Origin of the sequence: Bacteroides sp. AM54-2NS (genome assembly GCF_003602935.1) — a bacterium.
GTDB lineage: Bacteria > Bacteroidota > Bacteroidia > Bacteroidales > Bacteroidaceae > Bacteroides > Bacteroides xylanisolvens.
Window position 1 is genome coordinate 124,386 of the sequence record NZ_QTMZ01000003.1, and the last position, 23,998, is coordinate 148,383.

The 23,998-nt window shown below is 41.7% G+C and carries 15 protein-coding genes and 5 pseudogenes; 10 read left to right on the forward strand and 10 right to left on the reverse strand.

The window, feature by feature from the left end; translation table 11 throughout:
• Positions 1 to 20: 20 nt before the first annotated feature.
• Positions 21 to 2,105 carry a BT4734/BF3469 family protein gene (locus DXA05_RS02945; protein ID WP_128858776.1) on the reverse strand — a complete coding sequence of 695 codons (2,085 nt, stop codon included), beginning with the start codon at positions 2,103 to 2,105 and terminating at the stop codon, positions 21 to 23.
• A 396-nt stretch (positions 2,106 to 2,501) separates the two neighbouring features.
• On the opposite strand from DXA05_RS02945, the gene DXA05_RS02950 reads away from it, so the two are divergent.
• From DXA05_RS02950 to DXA05_RS02960, 3 genes and pseudogenes are all read left to right on the forward strand, one after another.
• On the forward strand, positions 2,502 to 3,110 hold the full coding sequence (locus tag DXA05_RS02950) for an HU family DNA-binding protein (protein WP_015531390.1): 609 nt from the start codon (positions 2,502 to 2,504) through the stop codon (positions 3,108 to 3,110).
• Between the two features lie 181 nt (positions 3,111 to 3,291).
• Positions 3,292 to 4,634: pseudogene (locus DXA05_RS02955) on the forward strand (TPM domain-containing protein).
• A 142-nt stretch (positions 4,635 to 4,776) separates the two neighbouring features.
• Positions 4,777 to 5,142 carry an MmcQ/YjbR family DNA-binding protein gene (locus tag DXA05_RS02960; protein WP_009038839.1) on the forward strand — a complete coding sequence of 122 codons (366 nt, stop codon included), beginning with the start codon at positions 4,777 to 4,779 and terminating at the stop codon, positions 5,140 to 5,142.
• Between the two features lie 13 nt (positions 5,143 to 5,155).
• On the opposite strand, the gene DXA05_RS02965 is transcribed toward DXA05_RS02960, so the two are convergent.
• The 5 genes from DXA05_RS02965 to DXA05_RS02985 all read right to left on the reverse strand — a co-directional run bounded on the left by DXA05_RS02965 (position 5,156) and on the right by DXA05_RS02985 (position 9,179).
• Entirely contained in the window at positions 5,156 to 5,641 is a 486-nt protein-coding gene (locus DXA05_RS02965) for a hypothetical protein (RefSeq protein WP_052587949.1), read from the reverse strand.
• A gap of 105 nt (positions 5,642 to 5,746) precedes the next feature.
• Positions 5,747 to 6,799: a hypothetical protein gene (locus tag DXA05_RS02970; RefSeq protein WP_022199229.1), complete on the reverse strand. Its 1,053-nt coding sequence runs from the start codon at positions 6,797 to 6,799 to the stop codon at positions 5,747 to 5,749.
• A gap of 79 nt (positions 6,800 to 6,878) precedes the next feature.
• Positions 6,879 to 7,196, reverse strand: a complete 318-nt coding sequence (locus tag DXA05_RS02975) for a hypothetical protein (protein WP_004316788.1) — start codon at positions 7,194 to 7,196, stop codon at positions 6,879 to 6,881.
• Positions 7,193 to 8,200: a hypothetical protein gene (locus DXA05_RS02980; protein WP_008641035.1), complete on the reverse strand. Its 1,008-nt coding sequence runs from the start codon at positions 8,198 to 8,200 to the stop codon at positions 7,193 to 7,195. The genes DXA05_RS02975 and DXA05_RS02980 overlap by 4 nt, the downstream gene beginning before the upstream one ends.
• A 16-nt stretch (positions 8,201 to 8,216) precedes the next feature.
• Positions 8,217 to 9,179 (reverse strand): transporter, encoded by a 963-nt coding sequence (locus DXA05_RS02985; RefSeq protein WP_070101908.1) that lies wholly within the window; start codon positions 9,177 to 9,179, stop codon positions 8,217 to 8,219.
• 81 nt (positions 9,180 to 9,260) lie between these two features.
• On the opposite strand from DXA05_RS02985, the gene DXA05_RS02990 reads away from it, so the two are divergent.
• From DXA05_RS02990 to dnaA, 3 genes and pseudogenes are all read left to right on the forward strand, one after another.
• A complete protein-coding gene (locus tag DXA05_RS02990; protein ID WP_128858777.1) occupies positions 9,261 to 10,520 on the forward strand; it encodes an N-acetylmuramoyl-L-alanine amidase in 1,260 nt (419 codons plus the stop codon).
• Between the two features lie 9 nt (positions 10,521 to 10,529).
• Positions 10,530 to 11,423, forward strand: a complete 894-nt coding sequence (locus tag DXA05_RS02995) for an MlaD family protein (RefSeq protein WP_004299349.1) — start codon at positions 10,530 to 10,532, stop codon at positions 11,421 to 11,423.
• 351 nt (positions 11,424 to 11,774) lie between these two features.
• Positions 11,775 to 13,186 (forward strand): annotated as a pseudogene (gene dnaA, locus DXA05_RS03000) (chromosomal replication initiator protein DnaA).
• Between the two features lie 104 nt (positions 13,187 to 13,290).
• On the opposite strand, the gene DXA05_RS03005 reads toward dnaA, so the two are convergent.
• On the reverse strand, positions 13,291 to 14,034 hold the full coding sequence (locus DXA05_RS03005; protein ID WP_128858778.1) for an NADPH-dependent oxidoreductase: 744 nt from the start codon (positions 14,032 to 14,034) through the stop codon (positions 13,291 to 13,293).
• Between the two features lie 284 nt (positions 14,035 to 14,318).
• Between DXA05_RS03005 and DXA05_RS03010 the strand changes: the two are divergent.
• The 4 genes and pseudogenes from DXA05_RS03010 to folB all read left to right on the forward strand — a co-directional run bounded on the left by DXA05_RS03010 (position 14,319) and on the right by folB (position 21,382).
• A pseudogene (locus DXA05_RS03010) lies at positions 14,319 to 16,861 on the forward strand (adenosylcobalamin-dependent ribonucleoside-diphosphate reductase).
• 131 nt (positions 16,862 to 16,992) lie between these two features.
• Positions 16,993 to 19,672: pseudogene (locus tag DXA05_RS03015) on the forward strand (4-alpha-glucanotransferase).
• Between the two features lie 302 nt (positions 19,673 to 19,974).
• Positions 19,975 to 21,024, forward strand: a complete 1,050-nt coding sequence (locus DXA05_RS03020) for an acyltransferase (protein ID WP_128858779.1) — start codon at positions 19,975 to 19,977, stop codon at positions 21,022 to 21,024.
• Positions 21,011 to 21,382, forward strand: coding sequence for a dihydroneopterin aldolase (gene folB, locus DXA05_RS03025; RefSeq protein WP_087320610.1), 372 nt, complete (start codon positions 21,011 to 21,013; stop codon positions 21,380 to 21,382). Before DXA05_RS03020 ends, folB begins: the two co-directional genes overlap by 14 nt.
• 132 nt (positions 21,383 to 21,514) lie before the next feature.
• On the opposite strand, the pseudogene DXA05_RS03030 reads toward folB, so the two are convergent.
• From DXA05_RS03030 to DXA05_RS03040, 3 genes and pseudogenes are all read right to left on the reverse strand, one after another.
• Positions 21,515 to 22,038: pseudogene (locus DXA05_RS03030) on the reverse strand (methylglyoxal synthase).
• Positions 22,039 to 22,041: 3 nt separating this feature from the next.
• Entirely contained in the window at positions 22,042 to 23,070 is a 1,029-nt protein-coding gene (locus tag DXA05_RS03035) for a glycosyltransferase family 2 protein (RefSeq protein ID WP_087317224.1), read from the reverse strand.
• Between the two features lie 2 nt (positions 23,071 to 23,072).
• Positions 23,073 to 23,996, reverse strand: coding sequence for a lysophospholipid acyltransferase family protein (locus tag DXA05_RS03040; protein WP_128858780.1), 924 nt, complete (start codon positions 23,994 to 23,996; stop codon positions 23,073 to 23,075).
• Positions 23,997 to 23,998 lie beyond the last annotated feature (2 nt).

The following is a 23,998-nucleotide window of genomic DNA, read 5'->3' on the forward strand; positions in this document are numbered from 1 at the left end:
TAATAAATAAATAACAAATTCTATTCTACCTCCAAAGGTACAACATGATAATACGTACCATACGTTTTCCGTTTAGATTTCACTCCGAGCCGCTGCAAGATACGCCCGAAATAAGATGCCTGCCTGGCGGAAAATGTCATCTTACTCGCTTTCTGAATCCGGCGCAAAATATCAATAGCCAGTAGCCATTCTCCTTCTTCCTCTTCTTCCGCCCTACGATAATAAACCATAAATAACTGTTCGATGGCAGGAGATTGTTCAAACTCCCGGTTGTTTTCCGTCATGATAGCCTCTTCTTCGGAGTCAAACCAATAACGTTCGTTGTGATAAAGCAACTCCAACGCCTGTGCATAAAGCTGTTCATAATCAATAGGACGCGACACATCTATAGCTCCCGTCATGTAAATACCGATGAAACGACGGCTACCGGAAGTATCCGTCAACAAATCCCGATGATTGCTCGTGGCAATGAACGATGCATACCGGCGAAGCTCTTCCACTGCCGAAGCATTCGGACGACGTGTGTTCACCACCGGCTTTTGCAGAATATGTTTCAGAAAAGCCTGTTGGGTAGGGCTAATCTGGTCGAATTCATCCATATTGATAAGCAGAAAGCGATTCAGATACAACTCCGCGTCCCGTTTCCGACTGAAATCAATGCTATCCGTATAGTACGCCTGTAAAGCAGGAGGAAGAAGCATTCTGCAAAAAGTCGATTTCCGATATGCCTGTGGACCAATCAGCAAAGGTGACGTACTGTTGGCGTGTTTCTTATCCATTCCCCTCCAATGGGCAACCATATTCAAAAACCACCGACGGAACAACGGCGCCCAATGCGGATTATCACAGGGAACACGGTTGGCCAGTTCCAAAATCCGGTCTTTACCATCCCAGTGAGGCAGATGATACAAAAAATCCTCCACAGGCTGATAAACAGGCACATGGTCGGAATCCAAATAGCGGATTACGTCCCTATCCCACATTTTCACCCCTTCATACATGGCATTCATCGTGATACTCGCCAGCACCCGCTTGTCTACCGGACGAAAATAGAAATTAAAACTATTCCGTTCGCGATATTCCACTTCCGTGGTCAGCGTATTGTATCGAAATTCATAACGGCGCTTCATAAATTCGTCCATCTGCATGGCGAAAAGCTGTTCGGCCGTCAGACTGCTCTTCTTGCCGAATCCCTTGGCGGAACGGTAGACACTTTTCACAGTTTCGCGAATCAGTAACTCGTCCGAAGGGAGCCGGTAGTGCGCCTTTGTCCACCGCACCGTATCTTCTTCGGGAATACCTGCCCGAAAGCAATGCTCCGCCAAACACACTAGTAGCGGTTGCAGATCGTCTCCCTCCCGATATCCGTCCAGTTCTTCGAGCGCCCTGTTGAATGCAGCAGAGAAAAGCACCGACAATGCTTCATAATTTTCATATCCGGGCGCCATTCGCTGCAAAGGAGAATCAGTTTCCCGCGTTCGTTTGATAAAAGTCGTTTCGGACGGAAGACTGACGGGCTGCTTCATATAAATGGGCATTGCTTTCGGATTGAAATAAAGTTCAGGATCATACGTCAGCCGGCAATATTGTTCGAGCGACGGTTCTTTCAGTTCGATATCAAAAGGCAGTTGTGGCTGATAATATTTCACAGCCGTCTGATAAGCATGCGCGTGAAAAAGTTCCGCTTGCTCGCGTAAAGTCGGCAAGCGGTCGTCCGAATAGGTGAACCGTACCCATATCTTTACTGATTTGCCGGAAGATCCGGTAAAAGCAAGGTATGTTTGCGGAAGCTCTTTGAGCAGTTCCTTTATTTCATCGGCTTCCGCCCTCCCCGAAAGGTTATTGACTTCCATCATCACTATGCCGTTATATTCATTCAAGGTCATTACCCCTTCTTTACGGACAAAAGCTGCGGCAGGCATCACTTTGGGAACTTTACGCACCTCTTCAATCGAATTTCCCGGAAGAGTATACCGCAAGACTTCCCTCATCTTTGAGACGGGCTGCGCCTTAACTTCCGTTTTCATCTGCTCCAAAAGGAGCTCCATTTTCAACGTCCGTAAGGTTTTTACCTTGCCATCGTCTCTGACTAATGTTATTTTCATCTTTTTTTATTATTATTTCCAGTAAAAGGAAAGCTGCACTACAGCCATACAAAGATACAACATGCTCTTCGTCCAAACAAATTTCACTGCTTTTATTTGCTACGCCACACGACTTTATTTTATAGAAATAATGCTTACTAAATTTGCGAATAAAGGCAGGATGATATATCTTTGCAGGCAGTAAGACTTCAGCCCGCATAAGTGTGCCGTACAGCCCACCTATGCGCTGTATAGTTTACATTCGTGGGCTGTAGAGCCCACAAATGTGTGCCCAAGAAAAGCCACTGATTCCAGTTGATTATCCAGGCTTCAATTGTAGGTTATCTTGCTGCAAAACAATCATTAAAATGCCTTTCAAAAGGCGTTTTAGCCACATTAACCCATAATAGAAAAGACATGTACGCAAAGTATGATTTTCGCAAAAAACCGTCTTCGAAAGAAGACGAAGACGAACAGCCGTTGTATCCCCGCATCGTATCGAACGGAACCATCGACTTTCAACAAATTGTAAAAGAGATCGCTCAAGCTTCCAGCTTTACGCCGGCAGATATTGAAGGAGTTCAGCTGGCTATTGAAAATAAAATATCCGAATATTTAGTCAGCGGACATCACGTCCAGTTGGGGAACCTAGGATATTTTTCAGCCAAGCTGAAAGCACGTCCGGTGATGGATGCCAAAGAGATACATGCACAGTCCATTTATTTCGATAATGTAAATTTTCGTCCATCATCTTCTTTCCGAAAGAAGGTTCGCGGATTTGTGGAAAAAGCGAAGTCGGGATTTGCACATTCCGCCGAAGTTCCGGTGGAAGAGCGTCGGCGCAGGTTGGAGAGGTTTCTGGATGAACGACCGATGATACGACGCAAAGAGTATACGCAACTGACGGGACTACTAAAGAACAAAGCGCTGAATGAATTGAACGGTTGGGTAAAAGAAGGAGTACTTGACACCATTGGAAGCGGCAGTCATAAAATTTATGTGCGGGTTAATACCATGAAAGATTAAACAGTAAAAACAGTGGAATAAGAATGATAGATACCCATATTTCATGAAGAAAGTATGATGGATACAAAATTTCAGAGACATCTATCATTCTTATTCATCAGATTATAACTATATTAGCAAAAAGAATGAGAGTTGTGATAGTTATTTTCTACTCTAAGAACAATCAGTTAATAACAAAACAATGAAAGATAAAACACAAAAAAGCTTCAGGGAAATAGCCCGGACATTACTTCTTGTTTTCTGTTATGCCTTTGGTAGTCATGCTTTTGCATTGGCTTTAGAGCACGAACAAACAGTAGAAATTTATAAAGTAACAGATGTCCCCAATCCGCGTAATGAAAGCTCTTCCAATTGGGTTAGCAATCCGAATCAGATATTGGATGAAAGTTATGTGTGGGAGATAAATAATATGTTGTCACAGTTAGAAGACTCATTGAGTATTGAAGTGGCGGTTGTTGCGCTCTCTTCTATTGGAGAAGATATTCCAGCAGAGTTTGCCCACAAGCTTTTTGAGCACTGGGGCATCGGAAAGAAAGCGGACGACAACGGATTACTGATTCTTTTAGTACTCGATCAACGTAAAGTCACTTTCGCAACCGGATACGGTTTAGAAGGAGTACTTCCCGACGCTTTATGCTTTCGCATTCAACAGAATGAAATGGTTCCGTGGTTTAGAAAAAACGACTTTGACAGAGGAATGACAGAGGGAGTCCGGGCTGTAACATTAGTGCTCTATGGAAGCGACTATGAACCAGTTTCTCAAGGCATTTCTGATAATTACTGGAAAAGTGCCGGCAATACGTTGTGGAATTTTCTGGCAAATCAGTCGCCTATGCTTTGGATATTCTTGATACTGGTAAATGTTCTCACTTATCGCATGAAGGTAAATAAAGCTCGCCCCAAAGACGGTTCAGCATTAGCAGCAATCAAAGTCCTGACACTTTACAGCCCACTTGGATGTCTTGTGTTGTTTTTTCCGGTCTGGCCTGCACTTATTGCGGCATCCTTATGGTATAAGTTCTACCAAAAACAACGTGTTATTTTGCAGAGTAAGACCTGCGACTCTTGCAAAGCTGTGGCTTTACAACTTTTATCCAATGAGCTTGCAACCCCTTTATTATCTGCTTCCGAGCAAATGGAACACAAACTAGGTTCTGCCATCCACCGTATTTATCAATGTACTTCCTGCGGCTGGATATTGCGGTATAAATCTGTCGTCGGAAGCGAATATAAGATGTGTAATCAATGCCATACCATTGCTTCCAAGCGTATCAGTCCGTGGAAAACAGTTAAAGAAGCCACATATTCCGATGCCGGATTGGAGGTTGCCGACTATCTTTGCTTAATGTGCGGAGATAAAAAGCAGACAACACAGAAGATCCCCGCAAGACACCCCCAAATAGTGACAGTCCTAGTAATAGTCACAGTAGCAGTAGCAGCAGTAGTAGTAGCGGCAGCAGTAGCAGTAGCGGCAGTTTTGGTGGTGGACGTAGCGGTGGCGGTGGAGCGTCAAGTAGTTTTTAAGATCGGCTATTCATTTGAAAAAGTCGACTAACCAAACAAAGACGTGGAAACACATCTCACCTGAATATTTTCATAGAAAGATGGTTATCCACTCCTTTATTCTAACTATTTTTACATAGATAACCGAACATAAAAAAATGAAATGAATATCGAAGAATTTAGAGAATATTGCTTATCTTTTAAAGGAGTCCATGAGAAGATGCCGTTTCCCAATGTGCCCGACAAATATAGCCGTGACGTTCTATGCTTTTATGTAGCGGACAAATGGTTCTGTTTCGTTAACATTGAGATTTTCGATTTTTGTTGTATCAAATGCAACCCTGACGAATCCGGAGAACTGCAAACTGAATATACCGGCATAAGGCCAGGATGGCACATGAACAAGAAATATTGGATCAGTGTCTATTTCAACCAAGATGTACCTGATGAGAAAATCAAAGAGCTTGTAAGCAACTCCTACGATATTGTAGTCAAAAGTTTGACAAAGAAAGAACGGGAAATGCTATAAATAAAGGAAGGATTCAAGAACCTCCTAAACGTAAATCCTGTACTCTGTTGTCTTTCCAAAAAACAGTGAAATTATAATTTACACCACTATTCCTGTAAAACACAATCTCCCAACTGTCACTATATAGTACAGCCGGCACGATCGTATAGGGATAAAAATCATTCTGCCAGGATCCGTATATTTTTTCTTTATGTTTCTGCTGACTTTTGCTGGACAGCATGCTATCTAGTTGTTCTGCCATAGGTACCCAGTTCTGCAATAGCACCTGTAATTCCAATAATTGCCTGGAGAACGGAGCAGAAGCGTCCCCTTCTATCAAAACAAGAGTTTCTACCGAGTAAAAGGGCAATTGCACTGCACCACTCCAAAGGCAGCATTTATCTCGCCACCAATCACAAACCTTACAGGTAAAGATGCCCAAACCTTCCACTTTATACTCTCTCTTAGTTCCAAACAACTCGTTTATCAGTGTCTTGAATACTTTCATTACTTTTCCCATCGTTTTCTTTTTTTTAGTATGCACTAACAATGTTACTATGATTTCTGGAATCTTACCGCTTGCTATGTGGGTGTGTTTGTGTGCATATTGTTCAATTTTAAGTTTTTATTCTTCGTAATAAGTAAAAATACGCTCGACATAAGGTTTTAATATACGACCGAGCCCCGTGCCAAAATCAACATAATCTTTGAAATTCTTTGTTTCAATCCAGTTGCCATTCGCATCACAGCCGTAGTCTTGGAAGTCTTTGTAGAGTATTTCAAATCCTGGCCGCTCGTCAATCGGTCGTCCTTGTTCATCGTATTTCTCTTGCACGATACTATTACGAACAACGGTTTTCAGTTTACCGTTCGGATAATATTCACGTTTACACCAGGACTCTAACTCTTTATTACCTTCATCGTCAATCCTATATTTTTTCACAACGCGGTTACTGTCACTGTATTCATAGATGAAATGCGTTTCCGGCCTATCACGACTCAACAAATCATACACTTGGGTCTGCGCCAACAAGCCATTTGTATCATACTCATAGACTGTTTTTCCCGATAATTCCCCTATATTATAATATTCCCTCTTCTCTACCAACAAATCATGTTCGTTATAATCATATTCGGTCATAGCCGGTTTGTCAATCGTGCCGTCAATCTGTTTGGTTCGGATAAGATTTCCCCTGTCGTCATAAGTATTTATCTCCCCATGGGAATCACTATACACAATTTCCAGTAGTTTCCCGTCAGTATTATACTTACTGACAATCGTACTGTTAGTTTTCGGAAAGCTAAGTGTAGATGTATATCCCCAAGTCTCATAGGTATAATCGGTCTTTCGGATAATATTTTCTTGTTTGTCGTACTCGTTGCATTGAGCAAGATTGCCGTCGATATTGAAATGAAAATGGTAGTGATGTATTCCGTCCTCTTCCCATTTCTCGCCTTTTTTGAATTTCACCGAGAAGAAAGACGATGTATTTTCCGGACGATAATAATAGATATCCAACGTTTTGACTTTTCCGTTCAACCCCATCCTGCTTTTGTCGTTATTGACAGAATCTATTGTCGGGGGAATGTATTTCAAAGGAGATTGTTGGCAACCTGCAAATATCGATATAATCAAACTTCCTAAAATAACAAGAACTACAACGGCTTTATTTTTCATGTTTTCTTTGTGTGTTACAATGTTTCGACGCAAAGATAACAAAAAAGAACCAGTTCTAAAATATAACTGACGTAAAAGATTACTTTCGTGTTATTATAATATCATCAAAGCAGAGTTCCAATGACTGATTATCGGGTTTATACTCTGTCCAATCTTTCGGATCGCCACTTTCGTTGTCTATCATTAAATGATAATAAGAGAAGCCAGAGCGTGGATCAGGCAATCTATGAATCTTATAGCTCCCTACAGTTGCCAACTCATTATCTTCAACGACTTTCAGCCAGCCTAAAGCCTTGTCTAACTGTTGAAGATGAGATAACTTATCCTGCTCGCCTTGTTTTAAAGCGTCAACTGTTTTTGTTCTTTCGTTTTGTAATAACTCTATTATATCTTTCATGCTTTCCACTCGGTTAGTATTGAATTAAAATCTTCAAGCATCAAGTCGAAGTCATAATCCAGCTTCTTCTTTTTTAGCTTGTCAGTTACGTGGTTTAAAGCAAACAGAATATATTCACTTAGCTTTAACCTCTGTTCGGAATGACTTAATTCGCTGAATTCTTTTTCAAGGTTTAGTCCGATTCTAATTTTCCCGGTATCTGCCCTGAATGGTCCAAATTCAAAACGATTGCGAAGGAAATATCCGTTCTTCTCTATTTCTTGCCTGGTAAACATAGTGAGCAGTGTCCGATAGAAATCTTTTTGTTTCAATTTCAACTTTTCATCGGCTATGATATAGTTTGTTTTACAATGGTCGTGGTCATAATAACTATACGAACAATTAATTATAATTCGATTAATAGCACGTCCGTATATTTCGGGGCGCATCCTTCTATCCAACTCCGGTTTCAGTTCTTTGTCAACGCTCTCGATTACTACCTTGGAGTTTTCATAGCAGTTACCAATTGTCCGCTTTATCCAAACCGGATTTTTAGGAATCCAGTTTCTCTGGCTTTCAAGCCTTATATCCTGTATATCTTCCTTTATCTCATATTCCCAAAATACGGATTGCTTTTGATTCGGGTCGTCAGGACTGAAACAATAACTTGTCCTTCCCTGCTCCATAGTAAAACCGTTGACTCTTTTCGACCAAATGGCATCGACAAAACGAGTTTCTCCAAATTTATTTTGAAAACAAGTCGCGGGATTTCCATTAAAGAATTGTCCTCTCAATGCTTCGACGGGTTCGTGATTTCCCCAGCCGATAATAGCCAGACTCTCGCAAAGGCGAACGGCTTTATTCCATTCTCCGGCATTTTTATAATCCGCATATTTCAGAAACTCGGCAAACAAGCGTTCGCGCAACTGTTCTATTTCTGATTGAGACTGCAAAAATTCTTCCAGTTCTTTTAAGTCTTCTATTTCAAATATCTTTTGCTCCACCACATTTGCCCTTAATTTCAATCTCAGTTTTTTAGTATTATGCAGAAATCTCAGCCTCTTTCTTTCTCTTTTTCCACAACTGCCACGAATTAATAATATTCTGCCACAACACATACGAACCGGGAGCCACAGAAGACAATGGATTCAAATAAGTATGTGCCATCCAAATAGCCAAAATCGTATTCTTTTGTCCCAACGCCTGCCCGCCACTGATACGGTCATTATAAATTGAGCCGATTATCTTCCCCAAAAAGAACTGCAAACAGCAAGCAATCAGTGCTCCGACAGCAATCATGATTTCCGTAAAACCATCCGCTGGGTCATTGAGCAAGGAATACAACGTCTGCGCTGTTACGATAGCTAAAGATACAGCCCACAAATAAAAAGCAAGTTCATGATAGCCCAATAACTTCTGATGCACCTTTGGCAAACACTTACTCAACAACCAGGCAGCCAAAAAAGGACAAATCAACAACGGAAATACCTTACCTAAAATAACAAGAAACGCCTCCCAAAAAGTGACATCAGGATGCACCTCCACCAAAGGAAAAAGAATAGGCACAGCAATAGCCGCACCGATATTTGCTATCAATGTATAAGTGGTCAGACTGGCTGCACTCCCACCCAACTTGGAAGTAATCACCGCAGCAGCCGTAGCCGTAGGACAAATAATACAAACCATCACTCCCTCTGCTACTATTTTATCAAAGCGATAAAGCAACAAATAAGCAGCCAACGCTCCGCCAATCTGAATCAATAACAACCACAAATGGAGAGGTTTAGGCTTCAAATCACGAGGAGATACCTTACAGAAGGTCAATAGCAACATCGTAAAAATAAGATAGGGAGTCAGAAAAGAAAGGCTGATAAACAGCGGATAACCTATAGCACCTACCAGCATAGCAATAGGTAACGTCCAATTCTTCAAAAACTTAAGCATCGTCGTACATTTTAACTTCGAAGCACAAAGTAACGGAGATTTCAGGAAAAAAGCTACCATTAAACCGAAAAAAACACAAAACTTAATGGCAAATAATGAGTTTTCTACAAATTTCTACTACATTTGCACCGTATTATAGATATGAAACTGAATAGACCGTACATATTATACATATTCATTTGCCTCTGGCTACTTTTTCTACCCTCATGTACTAACCACTTATGGGGGAAGGATTTTGTAGTAGTTATCGACGCAGGACATGGCGGACATGATCCGGGCGCCATCGGCAAAATCTCGAAAGAGAAAAATATCAATCTGAACGTTGCCCTGAAAGTGGGAAATCTGATTAAAAGGAATTGCGACGACGTCAAAGTGATTTACACTCGTAGCAAAGATGTATTCATCCCTTTAGACCGACGCGCAGAAATCGCGAACAACGCGAAGGCTGATCTCTTCATTTCCATTCACACCAACGCACTGGCTAACAACCGTACCGCAAAAGGTGCTTCAACCTGGACACTGGGTTTAGCCAAATCAGACGCTAATCTGGAAGTTGCCAAGCGAGAGAACTCCGTAATCCTCTACGAAAGTGACTACAAAACAAGATATGCCGGTTTCAACCCGAACTCTGCCGAGTCATATATTATATTTGAATTCATGCAAGATAAATACATGGAACAGAGTGTACACCTGGCTTCTCTGATGCAGAAACAATTTCGCCAAACTTGTAGAAGGGCAGACCGTGGAGTGCATCAAGCCGGATTCCTTGTCTTAAAAGCGAGTGCCATGCCGAGCATTCTGATAGAACTAGGATTTATCTCTACGCCCGAAGAGGAGCGCTATCTGAATTCTGAAGAAGGGGCCGGCACCATGGCAAAAGGCATCTACCGTGCTTTCTTAAATTATAAGAGAGAACATGAACTGCGCCTAACAGGAGTCAGCAAAACGATCGTCCCAACCGAACAGGAAGAAGACAATGCCCCGGCAATTGCCCAAAAGGATACCGAAAGTGTGAACACAGCTCCCCAACAGGAAAAGCTATTGGCCGAAGCAAAAACAAAACCTGCCGCGACAGCAAAAACAGCACCGAAACGCCCAATTGTAGTAGAGAGTGCAACCAATGACAGTGAAATTACGTTTAAGATACAGATACTTACTTCTTCCAAACCTCTCGCCAAAAACGACAAACGGCTGAAAGGACTGAAAGATGTAGACTATTATAAGGAAGGGGGAATATACAAATATACGTATGGAGCCTCCGCCGATTATAACAAGGTGTTGCGTACGAAGCGCACCATTACGGCACAATTCAAAGACGCCTTTATCATCGCTTTCCGGAACGGCGAGAAAATGAACGTCAATGAAGCGATTGCCGAATTCAAGAAAAGAAGAAATAAATAAAAAGATAAAATGAAGTACATTACAAAAGAAGTCAGAATAGGTATTGCAGGTATCGTTGCACTATGTGTGCTTATATACGGAATTAACTGGCTGAAAGGTATACACATGTTTCAACCTTCCAGCTATTTCTATGCCAAATTTGAAAATGTAAACGGACTCACCAAATCAAGCCCGGTATTTGCCGACGGTGTTCGTGTAGGTATCGTGCGTGACATCTATTATGATTATGCCAAACCCGGAAATGTAATTGTCGAAGTGGAACTGGACACGGAACTGCGGATTCCCAAAGGAAGTAGTGCCGAGCTTGTATCCGAACTTATGGGAGGCGTACGCATGAATATTCTTCTGGCAAACAACCCGCGCGAAAAATATGCCGTAGGAGATACGATCCCCGGCACACTGAACAACGGAATGATGGAAAGCGCGGCGAAACTGATCCCAAAGGTAGAAGAAATGCTTCCGAAACTGGATTCTATCCTCATCTCTCTGAACAATATATTAGGAGACAAGAGCATCCCTGCCACCCTGCACTCGATAGAGAAGACAACCGCCAACCTGGCAGTAGTCAGTTCGCAGGTAAAAGGGCTGATGAGTAATGACATACCTCAACTCACCAGTAAACTGAACACCATCGGAGACAACTTCGTTGTTATCAGCGGAAATTTGAAAGAAGTAGACTATGCAGCCACTTTCAAAAAAATAGACGAAACGCTGGCTAACGTAAAAATACTTACAGAAAAATTAAACAGCAAAGATAACACAATCGGACTGCTCTTCAACGACCCGACTTTATACAATAATCTGAATGCAACAACTGAAAATGCAGCCAGCTTATTAGAAGACCTGAAAGAGCATCCGAAACGGTACGTTCACTTCTCATTATTCGGCAAGAAAGACAAGTAGCAAATTATCGTTATATAGATTTTATCTAAATAACGAAGGGCTTTCAAAAGAAAGTAGATTGCTCTTCAAATGTCTATCTACAAACCGAAATAATATTCCCGTACAAACGTACAAAAGTGAGAAAAAAGGCTAAAATTATATATATAAGACATTAACATACAGATACTTACAAAACTGCAAGAGAGGGTAAACAGAGTGTGTCCGACAACAAACGCATAAGTCATTGAAAGTAAACACATTATTGTTAGCATGAAAAAAACAAGAAAAAATAGATTTGTTTTTTCCGAATAAGATTCCCAATTTTGCAAACGTAGAAGTTTTGCTTAATTAATAAATGTATTAAAAGTTACTATGATTGAATCAAATCATGTCGTACTTTGGAACCGCTGTCTCGACGTTATTAAAGACAATGTTCCCGAGACGACATATAATACTTGGTTTGCCCCTATTGTTCCGTTGAAATATGAGGACAAAACGTTGATCTTACAGATCCCGAGCCAGTTTTTCTATGAAATACTGGAAGAGAGATTCGTAGATCTTATACGTAAGACATTATATAAGGTCATTGGCGAAGGAACCAAGTTGATGTACAATGTCATGGTGGACAAGACTTCGATTCCGAATCAAACCGTGAATCTCGAAGCAAGCAATCGTTCTACGGCTGTTACTCCCAAAAGCATAATCGGAGGAAACAAAGCTCCCAGCTTCCTACAGGCTCCTGCCGTTCAGGATTTGGACCCGCATTTGAATCCCAATTATAATTTTGAGAACTTCATTGAAGGATACAGCAATAAACTTTCAAGAAGTGTGGCGGAAGCGTAGCGCAAAAACCGGGAGGGACTGCTTTCAACCCGTTATTCCTTTATGGAGCATCCGGAGTAGGAAAGACGCACCTGGCAAACGCAATAGGCACGAAAATCAAAGAAATTTATCCAGAGAAAAGAGTATTGTACGTTTCGGCACATTTGTTCCAGGTACAATATACGGATTCTGTACGCAATAACACGACCAACGACTTTATTAACTTTTATCAGACGATTGATGTATTAATCATTGATGATATTCAGGAGTTTGCCGGTGTCACCAAGACTCAAAACAACTTCTTCCATATCTTCAATCATTTACACCAGAACGGCAAACAGCTCATATTAACTTCAGACCGTGCTCCTGTATTGTTGCAAGGTATTGAAGAACGCCTCCTGACCCGTTTCAAATGGGGTATGGTAGCCGAGCTTGAAAAGCCGACGGTAGAACTTCGCAAAAACATTCTACGCAACAAGATACACCGCGACGGGTTACAATTCCCGCCAGAAGTGATCGATTATATTGCCGAAAATGTGAATGAAAGTGTACGCGATCTGGAAGGTATCGTCATTGCTATCATGGCTCGTTCCACTATTTTCAACAAAGAAATAGATTTGGATTTGGCACAACACATTGTACATGGCGTGGTTCATAACGAAACAAAAGCGGTTACCATCGATGATATCCTCAAAGTGGTATGCAAGCATTTTGATCTGGAACCGTCTGCCATACATACAAAATCCAGAAAAAGGGAAGTCGTTCAAGCACGACAGATTGCCATGTATCTAGCTAAAAACCACACAGACTTTTCAACTTCTAAGATAGGTAAGTTTATCGGTAACAAAGACCATGCAACGGTACTTCACGCCTGCAAAACCGTAAAAGGACAATTGGAGGTGGACAAAAGCTTTAGTGCAGAAGTACAGGAAATAGAATCGTTACTGAAAAAGAGAAACTGAAATTAAGTATAAAGTATTAAGTATTATCCATGCGGACAGGCTTTATTATGCGGTTTCGCACCAGGGTAATACTTAATACTTTATACTTGAAAAATACTTAATACTTATTTCAAGAATCCTTGCTGGCGAAGTACTTTCAATAGGTTTTCGGACATAAATTCGTTATCTTTCTTTGTGTAACGCACGTCCGTAAAGACTTGAGCCAATGTTTCTTTTTTATTTTCTTCGATAAACTGCTTGTTTTCCGGCAACGATTCTTTGTAGGCATAGAGTTTATCTATTTCTTCCGGTGTATAGTCGTGATATTTTTCATCGTGCACGGCAGCTTCCAAAGGCAAACGATCTACTTGTGCGGGAATACCATCCGGATAACCTACCGTTATTGTGGTAAGAGGGAATACCAGTTCGGGGAGTTGGAGGGTATCAATAATCATTTGAGGATTATAAGTGGTAGTTCCCAAATAACAAATGCCGAGTCCTGCTTCTTCCGCCAGCGTACAAAAAGTCTGCGCAACAAGCAAAGTATCCATAGACGCATTCATAAAAGACATTAAATTATCGTAGCCCGGCACAGCTTTCCGCTGTTCACACCATTTGCTGAAACGACGGAAATCAGCACAAAAAGTCAGTACGACCGGAGCATTTTTTACCATCGGCTGATTGAAATGAGCAGGCGAAAGTTTCTCTTTCATTTCCGCATCGCGAGTCACAATCACACTATAAAGTTGCATCCCACCCATCGTAGAAGCACGGAAAGAGGTTTCAAGCAAATCATTTAACAAAATCGGATTTATATCTTTAGGCAGATATTTCCGGATAGTTCTTCTGTTCTTTACGGTTTCAAACATATCTTTTTTTTGCAAAGATATAAAAAGAAAAAAATAATCCACCACACTAGTGGAATAGAATAGTTTTCTTTTTGGAAAACTTTAACCTTTGAACAAAATTCAATTCTAACTGTTTATCAAACACTTAGCATAAACAAATGGAAAACTTGCAACCTGTTAATAAATTAATTCATTTTTATTTTGATAGATGAAAAAACATTCTTAGCTTTGCGCCTACATTTGTTAACGATAAGTAAACTTCTACATATTACTTATTAAAAACGAGATTTAACACAAATTGAATCGTGGAAAAACAGATTTATTCTTACGACGAAGCCTATGAAGAATCTTTACGATATTTTCAAGGCGACGAGCTTGCTGCAAGGGTTTGGGTAAACAAATACGCAGTAAAGGATTCTTTCGGTAATATCTATGAAAAATCCCCGGAAGACATGCATTGGAGAATTGCAAATGAAGTGGCACGCGTAGAATCGAAGTATCCGAATGCGTTGACAGCAAAAGAACTGTATGATTTACTGGATCACTTCAAGTACATCGTCCCCCAAGGTAGCCCGATGACAGGAATCGGTAACGACTACCAGGTTGCTTCACTATCCAACTGCTTCGTTATCGGAGTGGACGGTGCAGCCGACTCTTATGGCGCTATTATCAAAATCGACGAAGAACAGGTACAACTAATGAAAAGACGCGGTGGTGTAGGTCATGACTTATCACACATCCGTCCGAAAGGTTCTCCCGTTAAAAACTCGGCGTTGACTTCTACCGGTCTTGTTCCGTTCATGGAACGATATTCGAATTCCACTCGTGAAGTAGCTCAAGACGGACGTCGCGGTGCATTGATGTTGAGCGTGTCTATCAAGCATCCGGATTCGGAAGCATTCATTGATGCCAAGATGACCGAAGGTAAAGTGACCGGAGCAAACGTTTCTGTCAAGTTGGACGACGCTTTCATGCAGGCTGCCGTAGACGAAAAGCCGTATGTACAGCAATATCCTATCGACTCTGCCCAACCTACATTCACCAAGGAAATCGACGCTTCTACCTTGTGGAAGAAAATCGTTCACAATGCATGGAAATCGGCAGAACCGGGTGTTTTGTTCTGGGATACGATTATCCGTGAATCTGTGCCTGATTGCTATGCAGACCTGGGTTACAGAACGGTATCTACCAACCCATGCGGAGAAATTCCTCTATGTCCTTACGATTCTTGCCGCTTACTGGCTATCAATCTATATTCTTATGTGGTAAATCCGTTCAAACCGGATGCTTATTTTGATTTCGACCTGTTCCAAAAACACGTGCTCTCGCTCAACGGATCATGGACGATATTATCGACCTCGAACTAGAGAAGATCGAACGTATCATGACCAAGATTGACGAAGATCCGGAAAACGAAGAAGTGAAACATGCGGAACGTGCACTTTGGGAGAAAATCTACAAGAAGAGCGGACAAGGTCGTCGTACCGGCGTAGGTATCACTGCAGAAGGTGATATGCTTGCTGCATTAGGATTGCGCTACGGAACGGAAGAAGCAACGGAATTCTCTGAAAAAGTACACAAGACAGTAGCTCTCGGCGCCTATCGTTCTTCAGTGGAAATGGCCAAAGAACGCGGTGCCTTCGAAATATACAATAGCGAACGTGAACAGAACAATCCGTTCATCCAACGCTTGGCAGCAGCCGACCCGAAACTGTATGAGGACATGAAGAAATATGGTCGCCGCAACATTGCCTGCCTGACGATTGCTCCAACCGGAACGACCAGTTTGATGACGCAGACCACCTCGGGTATCGAGCCTGTATTCCTGCCTGTTTACAAACGTAGAAGAAAGGTGAACCCGAACGATACGAATGTTCATGTAGACTTTGTAGACGAAACAGGGGACGCATTCGAAGAATACATCGTATTCCATCATAAATTTGTTACTTGGATGGAAGCTAACGGATACGATCCGGCCAGACGTTACACCCAGGAAGAAATTGACGAACTGGTTGCCAAATCTCCTTATTACAAAGCGACTTCTAACGATGTCGACTGGTTGATGAAGGTGAAGATGCAGGGAAGAATCCAGAAATGGGTAGACCACTCTATCAGCGTAACCATCAATCTGCCGAACGATGTGGACGAGGATTTAGTAAACCGCCTGTATGTAGAAGCATGGAAATCCGGCTGTAAAGGTTGTACCGTATATCGTGACGGTTCACGCTCCGGAGTGCTGATCTCTACGAAATCGGATAAGGACAAGAAAGAAGGACTTCCTCCTTGCAAACCGCCTACGGTTGTAGAGGTACGTCCGAGAATATTGGAAGCAGACGTTGTCCGTTTCCAGAACAACAAGGAAAAATGGGTAGCTTTTGTCGGATTATTGGACGGACACCCTTATGAAATATTCACTGGTTTGCAAGATGACGACGAAGGTATCTTGCTGCCTAAGAGCGTGACTTGCGGACGTATCATTAAAAATGTGGATGAAGACGGTACCAAACGTTACGACTTCCAATTCGAGAACAAACGCGGATATAAGACGACCATTGAAGGATTGTCAGAGAAGTTCAACAAGGAATACTGGAACTATGCAAAATTGATTTCCGGCGTGCTTCGCTACCGGATGCCGATTGAACAGGTTATCAAACTGGTTGGCTCTCTGCAATTGAACAGTGAAAGTATCAACACTTGGAAAAACGGTGTAGAACGTGCATTGAAGAAGTATATTCAGGATGGAACGGAAGCCAAAGGTAAGAAGTGCCCGAACTGTGGCAACGAGACATTGGTTTATCAGGAAGGCTGTCTGATTTGTACTACTTGCGGCGCTTCCAGATGTGGATAATAGTCCTACGTATGTTAATTAATATATAAACAAAAGATTAAAAGGAGTCCGGTGCGGCTCCTTTTATTTTTTATTCAAAAAAATGTCTTATACTTGCAGTGTCTTACATATACAATCAAAATCTAATATATATGATTCTATCATTTAATATTGAATACCGCACCAATTGGGGAGAAGAAGTAAGGATTTCCGGCTTATTTCCGGAATCAATTCCTTTACACACCACCGATGGTATCTATTGGACGGCAGAACTTGAGCTTGAAGTCCCTCAAGAAGGGATGACTATCAATTATAGCTATCAGATAGAGCAAAACGGAATAGTTATCCGCAAGGATGGGACAGTTTTTCGAGATCTATTTTCTTATCAGGCAGCTCCAGGAAGATATACAGAATCAATGATTGCTGGAAAAATATCCCGGAACAACTGTATCTTTATAGTTCTGCTTTTACAGAAGCCTTACTGGCACATCCTGAAAAAGAGAATATCCCGCAAAGATATAAGAAGGGACTGGTTATCAAGCCTACGCCCCACGTATCAACAAAGATTATTGCCTGGCAATTTGTGGCAACCAGAAATCATTAGGTCACTGGGACCCGGAGAAAGCGGTGCTGATGAGTGATACCAATTTCCCGGAATGGCAGATAGAGCTGGACGCCAGCAAACTAAAATATCCGCTGGAATATAAATTCATCCTCTACAACAAACAGGAAAAGAAAGCAGACTGCTGGGAGAAAAACCCTAACCGCTATCTGGCAGACCCGGAACTGAAGACCAACGAAACGCTCGTGATTTCCGACCGATATGTTTATTTCGACATTCCCGCATGGAAAGGGGCAGGAATCGCTATACCCGTATTTTCTTTAAAATCAGAGAAAAGTTTCGGAGTAGGTGATTTCGGCGACTTGAAACGTATGGTCGACTGGGCAGTAAATACTCGCCAGAAAGTTATTCAGATTTTACCGGTCAACGACACCACCATGACTCATGCATGGACGGACTCTTATCCTTATAACAGCATTTCTATTTATGCTTTCCATCCGATGTATGCGGATATCAGGCAAATGGGAACTCTGAAAGATAAAGAAGCGATATCGAAATTCAGCAAGAAGCAAAAGGAACTGAACAGCCTCCCTGCTATTGACTACGAAGCGGTCAACCAAACTAAATGGGAGTTTTTCAACTTACTGTTCCGACAGGAAGGAGAAAAGGTATTGGCTTCCAAAGGTTTCAAAGATTTCTTTGAAACGAACAAGGAATGGCTGCAACCTTATGCAGTCTTTAGTTATCTGCGCGATGCCTACAAAACGCCCAATTTCCGCCAATGGCCGCGACACTCTGTTTACCAAGCGGAAGATATAGAAAAAATGTGCCAACCGGGAACGGCAGATTATCCTCACATCTCGTTGTATTATTATATCCAGTATCATCTGCATCTGCAGTTGTTGTCTGCAACCGAATATGCCCGCCAACACGGTGTTGTATTAAAGGGGGATATTCCGATTGGTATCAGCCGCAACAGCGTGGAAGCCTGGACAGAACCCCATTACTTCAATCTCGACGGACAAGCGGGTGCTCCGCCCGATGATTTCTCGATCAACGGGCAAAACTGGGGATTCCCCACATACAACTGGGATGTCATGGAAAAAGACGGATACCGCTGGTGGATGAAGCGTTTTCAAAAAATGGCGGAATACTTCGATGCTTACCGGATCGATCATATCCTCGGTTTCTTCCGTATTTGGGAAATACCGATGCACGCTGTACACGGATTGTTAGGCCAGTTTGATCCTTCTTTGCCGATGAGCCGGGAAGAAATCGAAAGTTATGGTCTAACGTTCCGCGATGAATATCTGCTACCATTCATCCATGAATCTTTCCTCGGACAGTTGTTCGGACCGCATACCCATTTAGTCAAACAGGACTTTCTTCAATTGGTTGATGACTCCGGACTTTATCGGATGAAACCGGGATTCGAAACACAACGGGAGGTAGAACAATTCTTTGCCGGTAGAAATGATGAAGATAGTGTATGGATTCGGGAAGGGCTTTATTCATTAATCAGCAACGTCTTATTTGTTGCGGATAAGAAAGAGGAAGGTAAATACCACCCGCGCATCGGTGTGCAACGGGATTTCGTATTCCGGTCGCTGAACGAAGAAGAGAAAAATGCGTTTAACAAACTATACGATCAATATTATTATCATCGGCACAACGAGTTCTGGTATCAACAGGCTATGAAGAAGTTACCTCAACTGACACAGTCAACCCGCATGTTGGTTTGTGGAGAAGATTTGGGGATGATTCCTGCTTGTGTGTCGTCGGTGATGAATGAGCTCCGGATTCTTAGTCTGGAAATTCAGCGAATGCCTAAGAATCCGATGCATGAATTCGGGCATTTAAATGAGTATCCGTACCGGTCTGTCTGCACAATCTCCACTCACGATATGTCTACGTTGCGTGGCTGGTGGGAAGAAGATTATCAACAGACCCAACGTTACTATAATGCAACGTTAGGACATTACGGAGTTGCACCGACAACTGCCACCCCGGAGTTGTGCGAGGAAATCGTACGCAACCATCTCAACAGTAATTCCATTCTCTGTATCTTGTCTTTCCAGGATTGGTTATCAATAGACGGGAAATGGAGAAATCCGAATGTGGCGGAAGAGCGAATTAATGTTCCATCCAATCCACGAAACTACTGGAGATACCGGATGCATCTCACTCTGGAACAGTTGATGAAAGCAAAAACACTCAATGATAAGATTAGCGAATTGATTAAATACACAGGAAGAGATCCGAATAAATAGAATAAAAGGTACAAGTAACTTTCAAAAAGGATATTTTCCGGACACTACCGACGCGGATAACACTAGATTAAGAACGCTAAAAATCTATGTGATCCGCGTCATTCGTTTTTCAAGGATATATTGATAACAGAGGTAAAATAAGGAGTTTCAAAACATAGTCAACCGTTTTTTTCGCAATAATATCATTACTATATATCATACTTTTTCGCTTTTCGCATCATTCGTTTATTTTTTCAATGTTCCTCTTTTTATTCCGATTTATAAAGTATCTTTGCGCCGAAAAAGAGAAATTAAAAGAGATAATGGAAGGCAACCAGAGCAGACGTATCGATTTTGTGGACTTAACCAAAGGAGTCTGCATTATCCTTGTGGTAATGGCACACGTTGGAGGGGCCTTCGAACAACTGGATACGAATTCGATGTTATCCTGTTTCCGCATGCCGCTTTACTTCTTTATCTCGGGAGTGTTTTTCAAATCATACGAAGGCCTGTTCGGATTCATCCTACGAAAAATAAACAAATTGATTATTCCTTTTCTTTTCTTCTATCTAAGTGCATTTCTAATGAAATACATTGTTTGGAAGATTGCTCCGGGGGTATTTCAACTGCCTGTGTCGTGGAATGAACTCTTGGTTGTATTTCATGGACACGACCTTATCAAGTTCAATCCACCGATCTGGTTTCTACTCGCATTATTCAATTGCAACATCCTGTTTTATCTAATTCACTTTCTGCGCGAAAAGCATCTGCCTGTCATGTTCGCTGTGACAATCCTGATTGGTTGCGCAGGATTTTATCTCGGAAAATTACAGATAGAGTTACCCCTGTATATAGATGTTTCCATGACTGCCCTCCCCTTCTATGTAGCCGGTTTCTGGATCCGACGGTATAATTTCTTTCTATATCCCAGCCATCGTTTCGACAAACTGATACCGTTTTTTGTTGTATTGGCACTGGTGGTAATGTACTTTACCGCTACCACATTGGGCATGCGTACCAACAATTATACGGGAAATATTTTTCAAGTATATATCGCTGCGTTTGCAGGAATATTTATGATTATGTTACTTTGCAAAAAAGTGAAGAAGATAAAGGTTGTTTCTTACTTGGGACGATATTCAATCATCACCTTGAGTATTCATGGACCGATACTTCATTTTTTAGGTCCATTAGTCAGCCGTTATATTCACAATAGTTGGGCACAAGCAAGCGCACTTCTGCTTATAACATTAAGCATCTGCCTTCTGCTCACACCCGTCTTTCTTAAAGTGATTCCACAAATGGTTGCACAGAAAGACCTGTTAAAAGTCAAACAAGATCACACTAAAAAGACAGTATATGAAGATAAATAGTAGCTATATCCTTTTGAAAGAAATTCGTTGTTACGCCTATCATGGAGTCGCACCGCAAGAAAATCTGATTGGGAATGAATATCTCATTGACCTGAAACTGAAAGTAGATATCAGCAAAGCTGCCCAGACAGATGAAGTTACCGACACCGTCAACTATGCCGAAGTACATCAAGTGATAAAAAATGAAATGGCTGTTCCCTCGAAATTGCTGGAACACGTTAGCGGACGGATTATACAAAAACTCTTTGACCAATTCCCCTGTATTGAAGAAATCGAACTCCGGCTTTCCAAACGAAACCCACCGATGGGAGCAGATATAGAGTCCGCAGGAATTGAGCTACACTGCAGCAAGAAATAAGATAATCACAGCTAGAAATGAAACATAAATGACGAAATGCAGATAATACGATATTAATAAAGTAATCCGTATCATCTGCATTCCTTTTTTAAGCAAGATCTGCTTCTATTTTCACAGCCGTAAACTACCGGCTTATTTTCTCTTCTTTTTTCTTCTATTTACCGATTCGACAGCTTCCGTCACCACAGGTTTATCCTGGAAACGTTTTGTATAGCTGGAATAGTCCGGATGAATGCGTTCGTAATCAGGATCCATAAATAACGGACTGGAAATTATATGGTCCGCCGTAGAACGGTTACAACAAAAAACAATATTTTCTACACCGGCCAAACGGGTTAATGCTTTTACATCCGTATCATGCGGTTGCAATGTCATAGGGTCCGTGAAGAAGAAGAGATAATCAATCTGCCCATCCACAATACGTGATCCCATCTGTTGGTCACCACCTAACGGACCTGATTTTAAAATCGTAAATCCCACTCTTCATCAGGATGTTTCTCCTTCAATGCTTCCAATATCAAAGTACCCGTAGTACCTGTACAGTAGAATTTATTACCCATCAACAGTTCCGAGTTCCACAGTACCCATTCGATGAGGTCTTTTTTCATTGCATCATGCGCTACCAGCCCGATGCCTCTTCTAACCTTTGATTTCATTTGCTATCCTTTTAAATCCGACAATTGAGAGAATCGTTTGCATCCCCTCGCATAAAACTGCCACAAGATACTACTTTTTGTCCGTTCAGGTATCGGATTCAAAGTTTTTTTTCTCATATTCTCTTCACGGGATAAAGAAAACGACGGACATAATCGTTTATACTCTTTCCGCGCACGCATCACAGCACTAGCATTATCCCAGTGCCCTTGCAACAAGAAATTGAACGCCGCCAGATAATCGAGACAAGTCCGGATACGCATCACTTTATTTAACTCCTCCTGTGGAAGATTCTTATAGAGCATGACAAGATTATTACGGAAATTAAGAAAAGTCTTATGAGGATTCTCTTTTTTAAGAGTAGCTCCCCCCACATGATAGACAATGCTTTGAGGTATACAGACAATCTCACGATTCCGTGAACGGAGTCGCCAGCACAAATCTATTTCTTCCATGTGAGCAAAGAAACGTCCATCCAATCCCCCGACATTCACATAATCAGTGCGCCGGATAAACAACGCTGCCCCCGTGGCCCAGAAAACAGGAATTACCGTATCATACTGGCCTTCGTCTTTCTCCACAACTCCCATAATACGCCCCCTACAAAAAGGATAACCGTATTTATCAATAAAGCCACCGGCTGCCCCGGCATATTCGAAATATTCTTTTTGCCGCTGGCTTCGTATCTTCGGCTGACAAGCAGCTACCTCCGGATGCTTATCAAGATAAGCAATCATTGGTTCCAACCAATGTTCCGTCACCTCGACATCCGAATTCAAAAGAACTACATATTCTGCGTCGACCTGCTGCAATGCTAAATTATATCCATCCGCAAAGCCATAATTTTGGTCGAGAACAATCGTTCTGACAGAAGGAAATTCCTGTTGAAGCAAAGTAACGGAAGCGTCCGTAGAACCATTGTCAGCCACACAGACCTCAATCCCCTCCCCTTCCGAATACCGGACGACAGACGGAAGAAAAGTACGGAGCATATCACACCCGTTCCAATTTAAAATTACAACTGAAACTTTCATTATTATTCTTTTTTCTTGTTCAGCTCTTTCTCTTCTAATCGATCGGTTTCTTCACGAGTCATTTTCCAACGTTTATGAGACCACAACCAATATGCCGGTTCTTTACGAATCGTCTGTTCTAATCTATGAGCAAACATTTCCGTGATTTCTCCTTCTCTTGTTTCTTTCGGTGTTTCCGTCATCAACTTGAACTCCGCTTCACAGTATCCTCTGCGCTTCTTACTAAGCTCACAATAGAAAACAGGGAAATTCATCATTTTGGCAATTCGCTCCGCACCATTCAGAAAACCGGTTTCCTGTCCTAAAAAGGTAGTCCAATATTTATCATATCCACTGGGCCATTGATCAGTAATCAAACCGACTACCATCTTTTTTCCATCATGTTTGAGCTTAATAATTTCACGGGCTGTAGAATGTTTCGGAATATTATACCCCCCGAAACGAGAACGAATACGTTTAAACAACTCATCCAAATATTTATCCCTCAACGGTTTATAAACCTGTACGGGAACATCCCCTGGTTTCATGATTGCTCCCATGCCTATCAACCACTCATAATTGGCATAATGAGGAATCATTACTATAATACCTCCATACTTTTCTGTCAGTTCAAGATATTGTTCCGTATTCTTATAAGTCATTCTCTCACAAAGTTCTTCGGCAGACATATGCAACAATTTCAAATCTTCAAGCATATAATCCGACAAATAGCGATAAAACTTACGTTCTATCTGTAATCTCTCCGCATCAGTTTTTTCCGGAAATGATCTCAATAGATTTCCCCGAACTACTTTCCGACGATATTTTCCAACACGATACATCAGCAGATAATTAAAATCCGAAAGCATATATAGAACCCGGAACGGAAGAGCTGAAAACAGCCACATTCCACTGTATACCAACCAATAGATAAGTTTTGATCTCATAA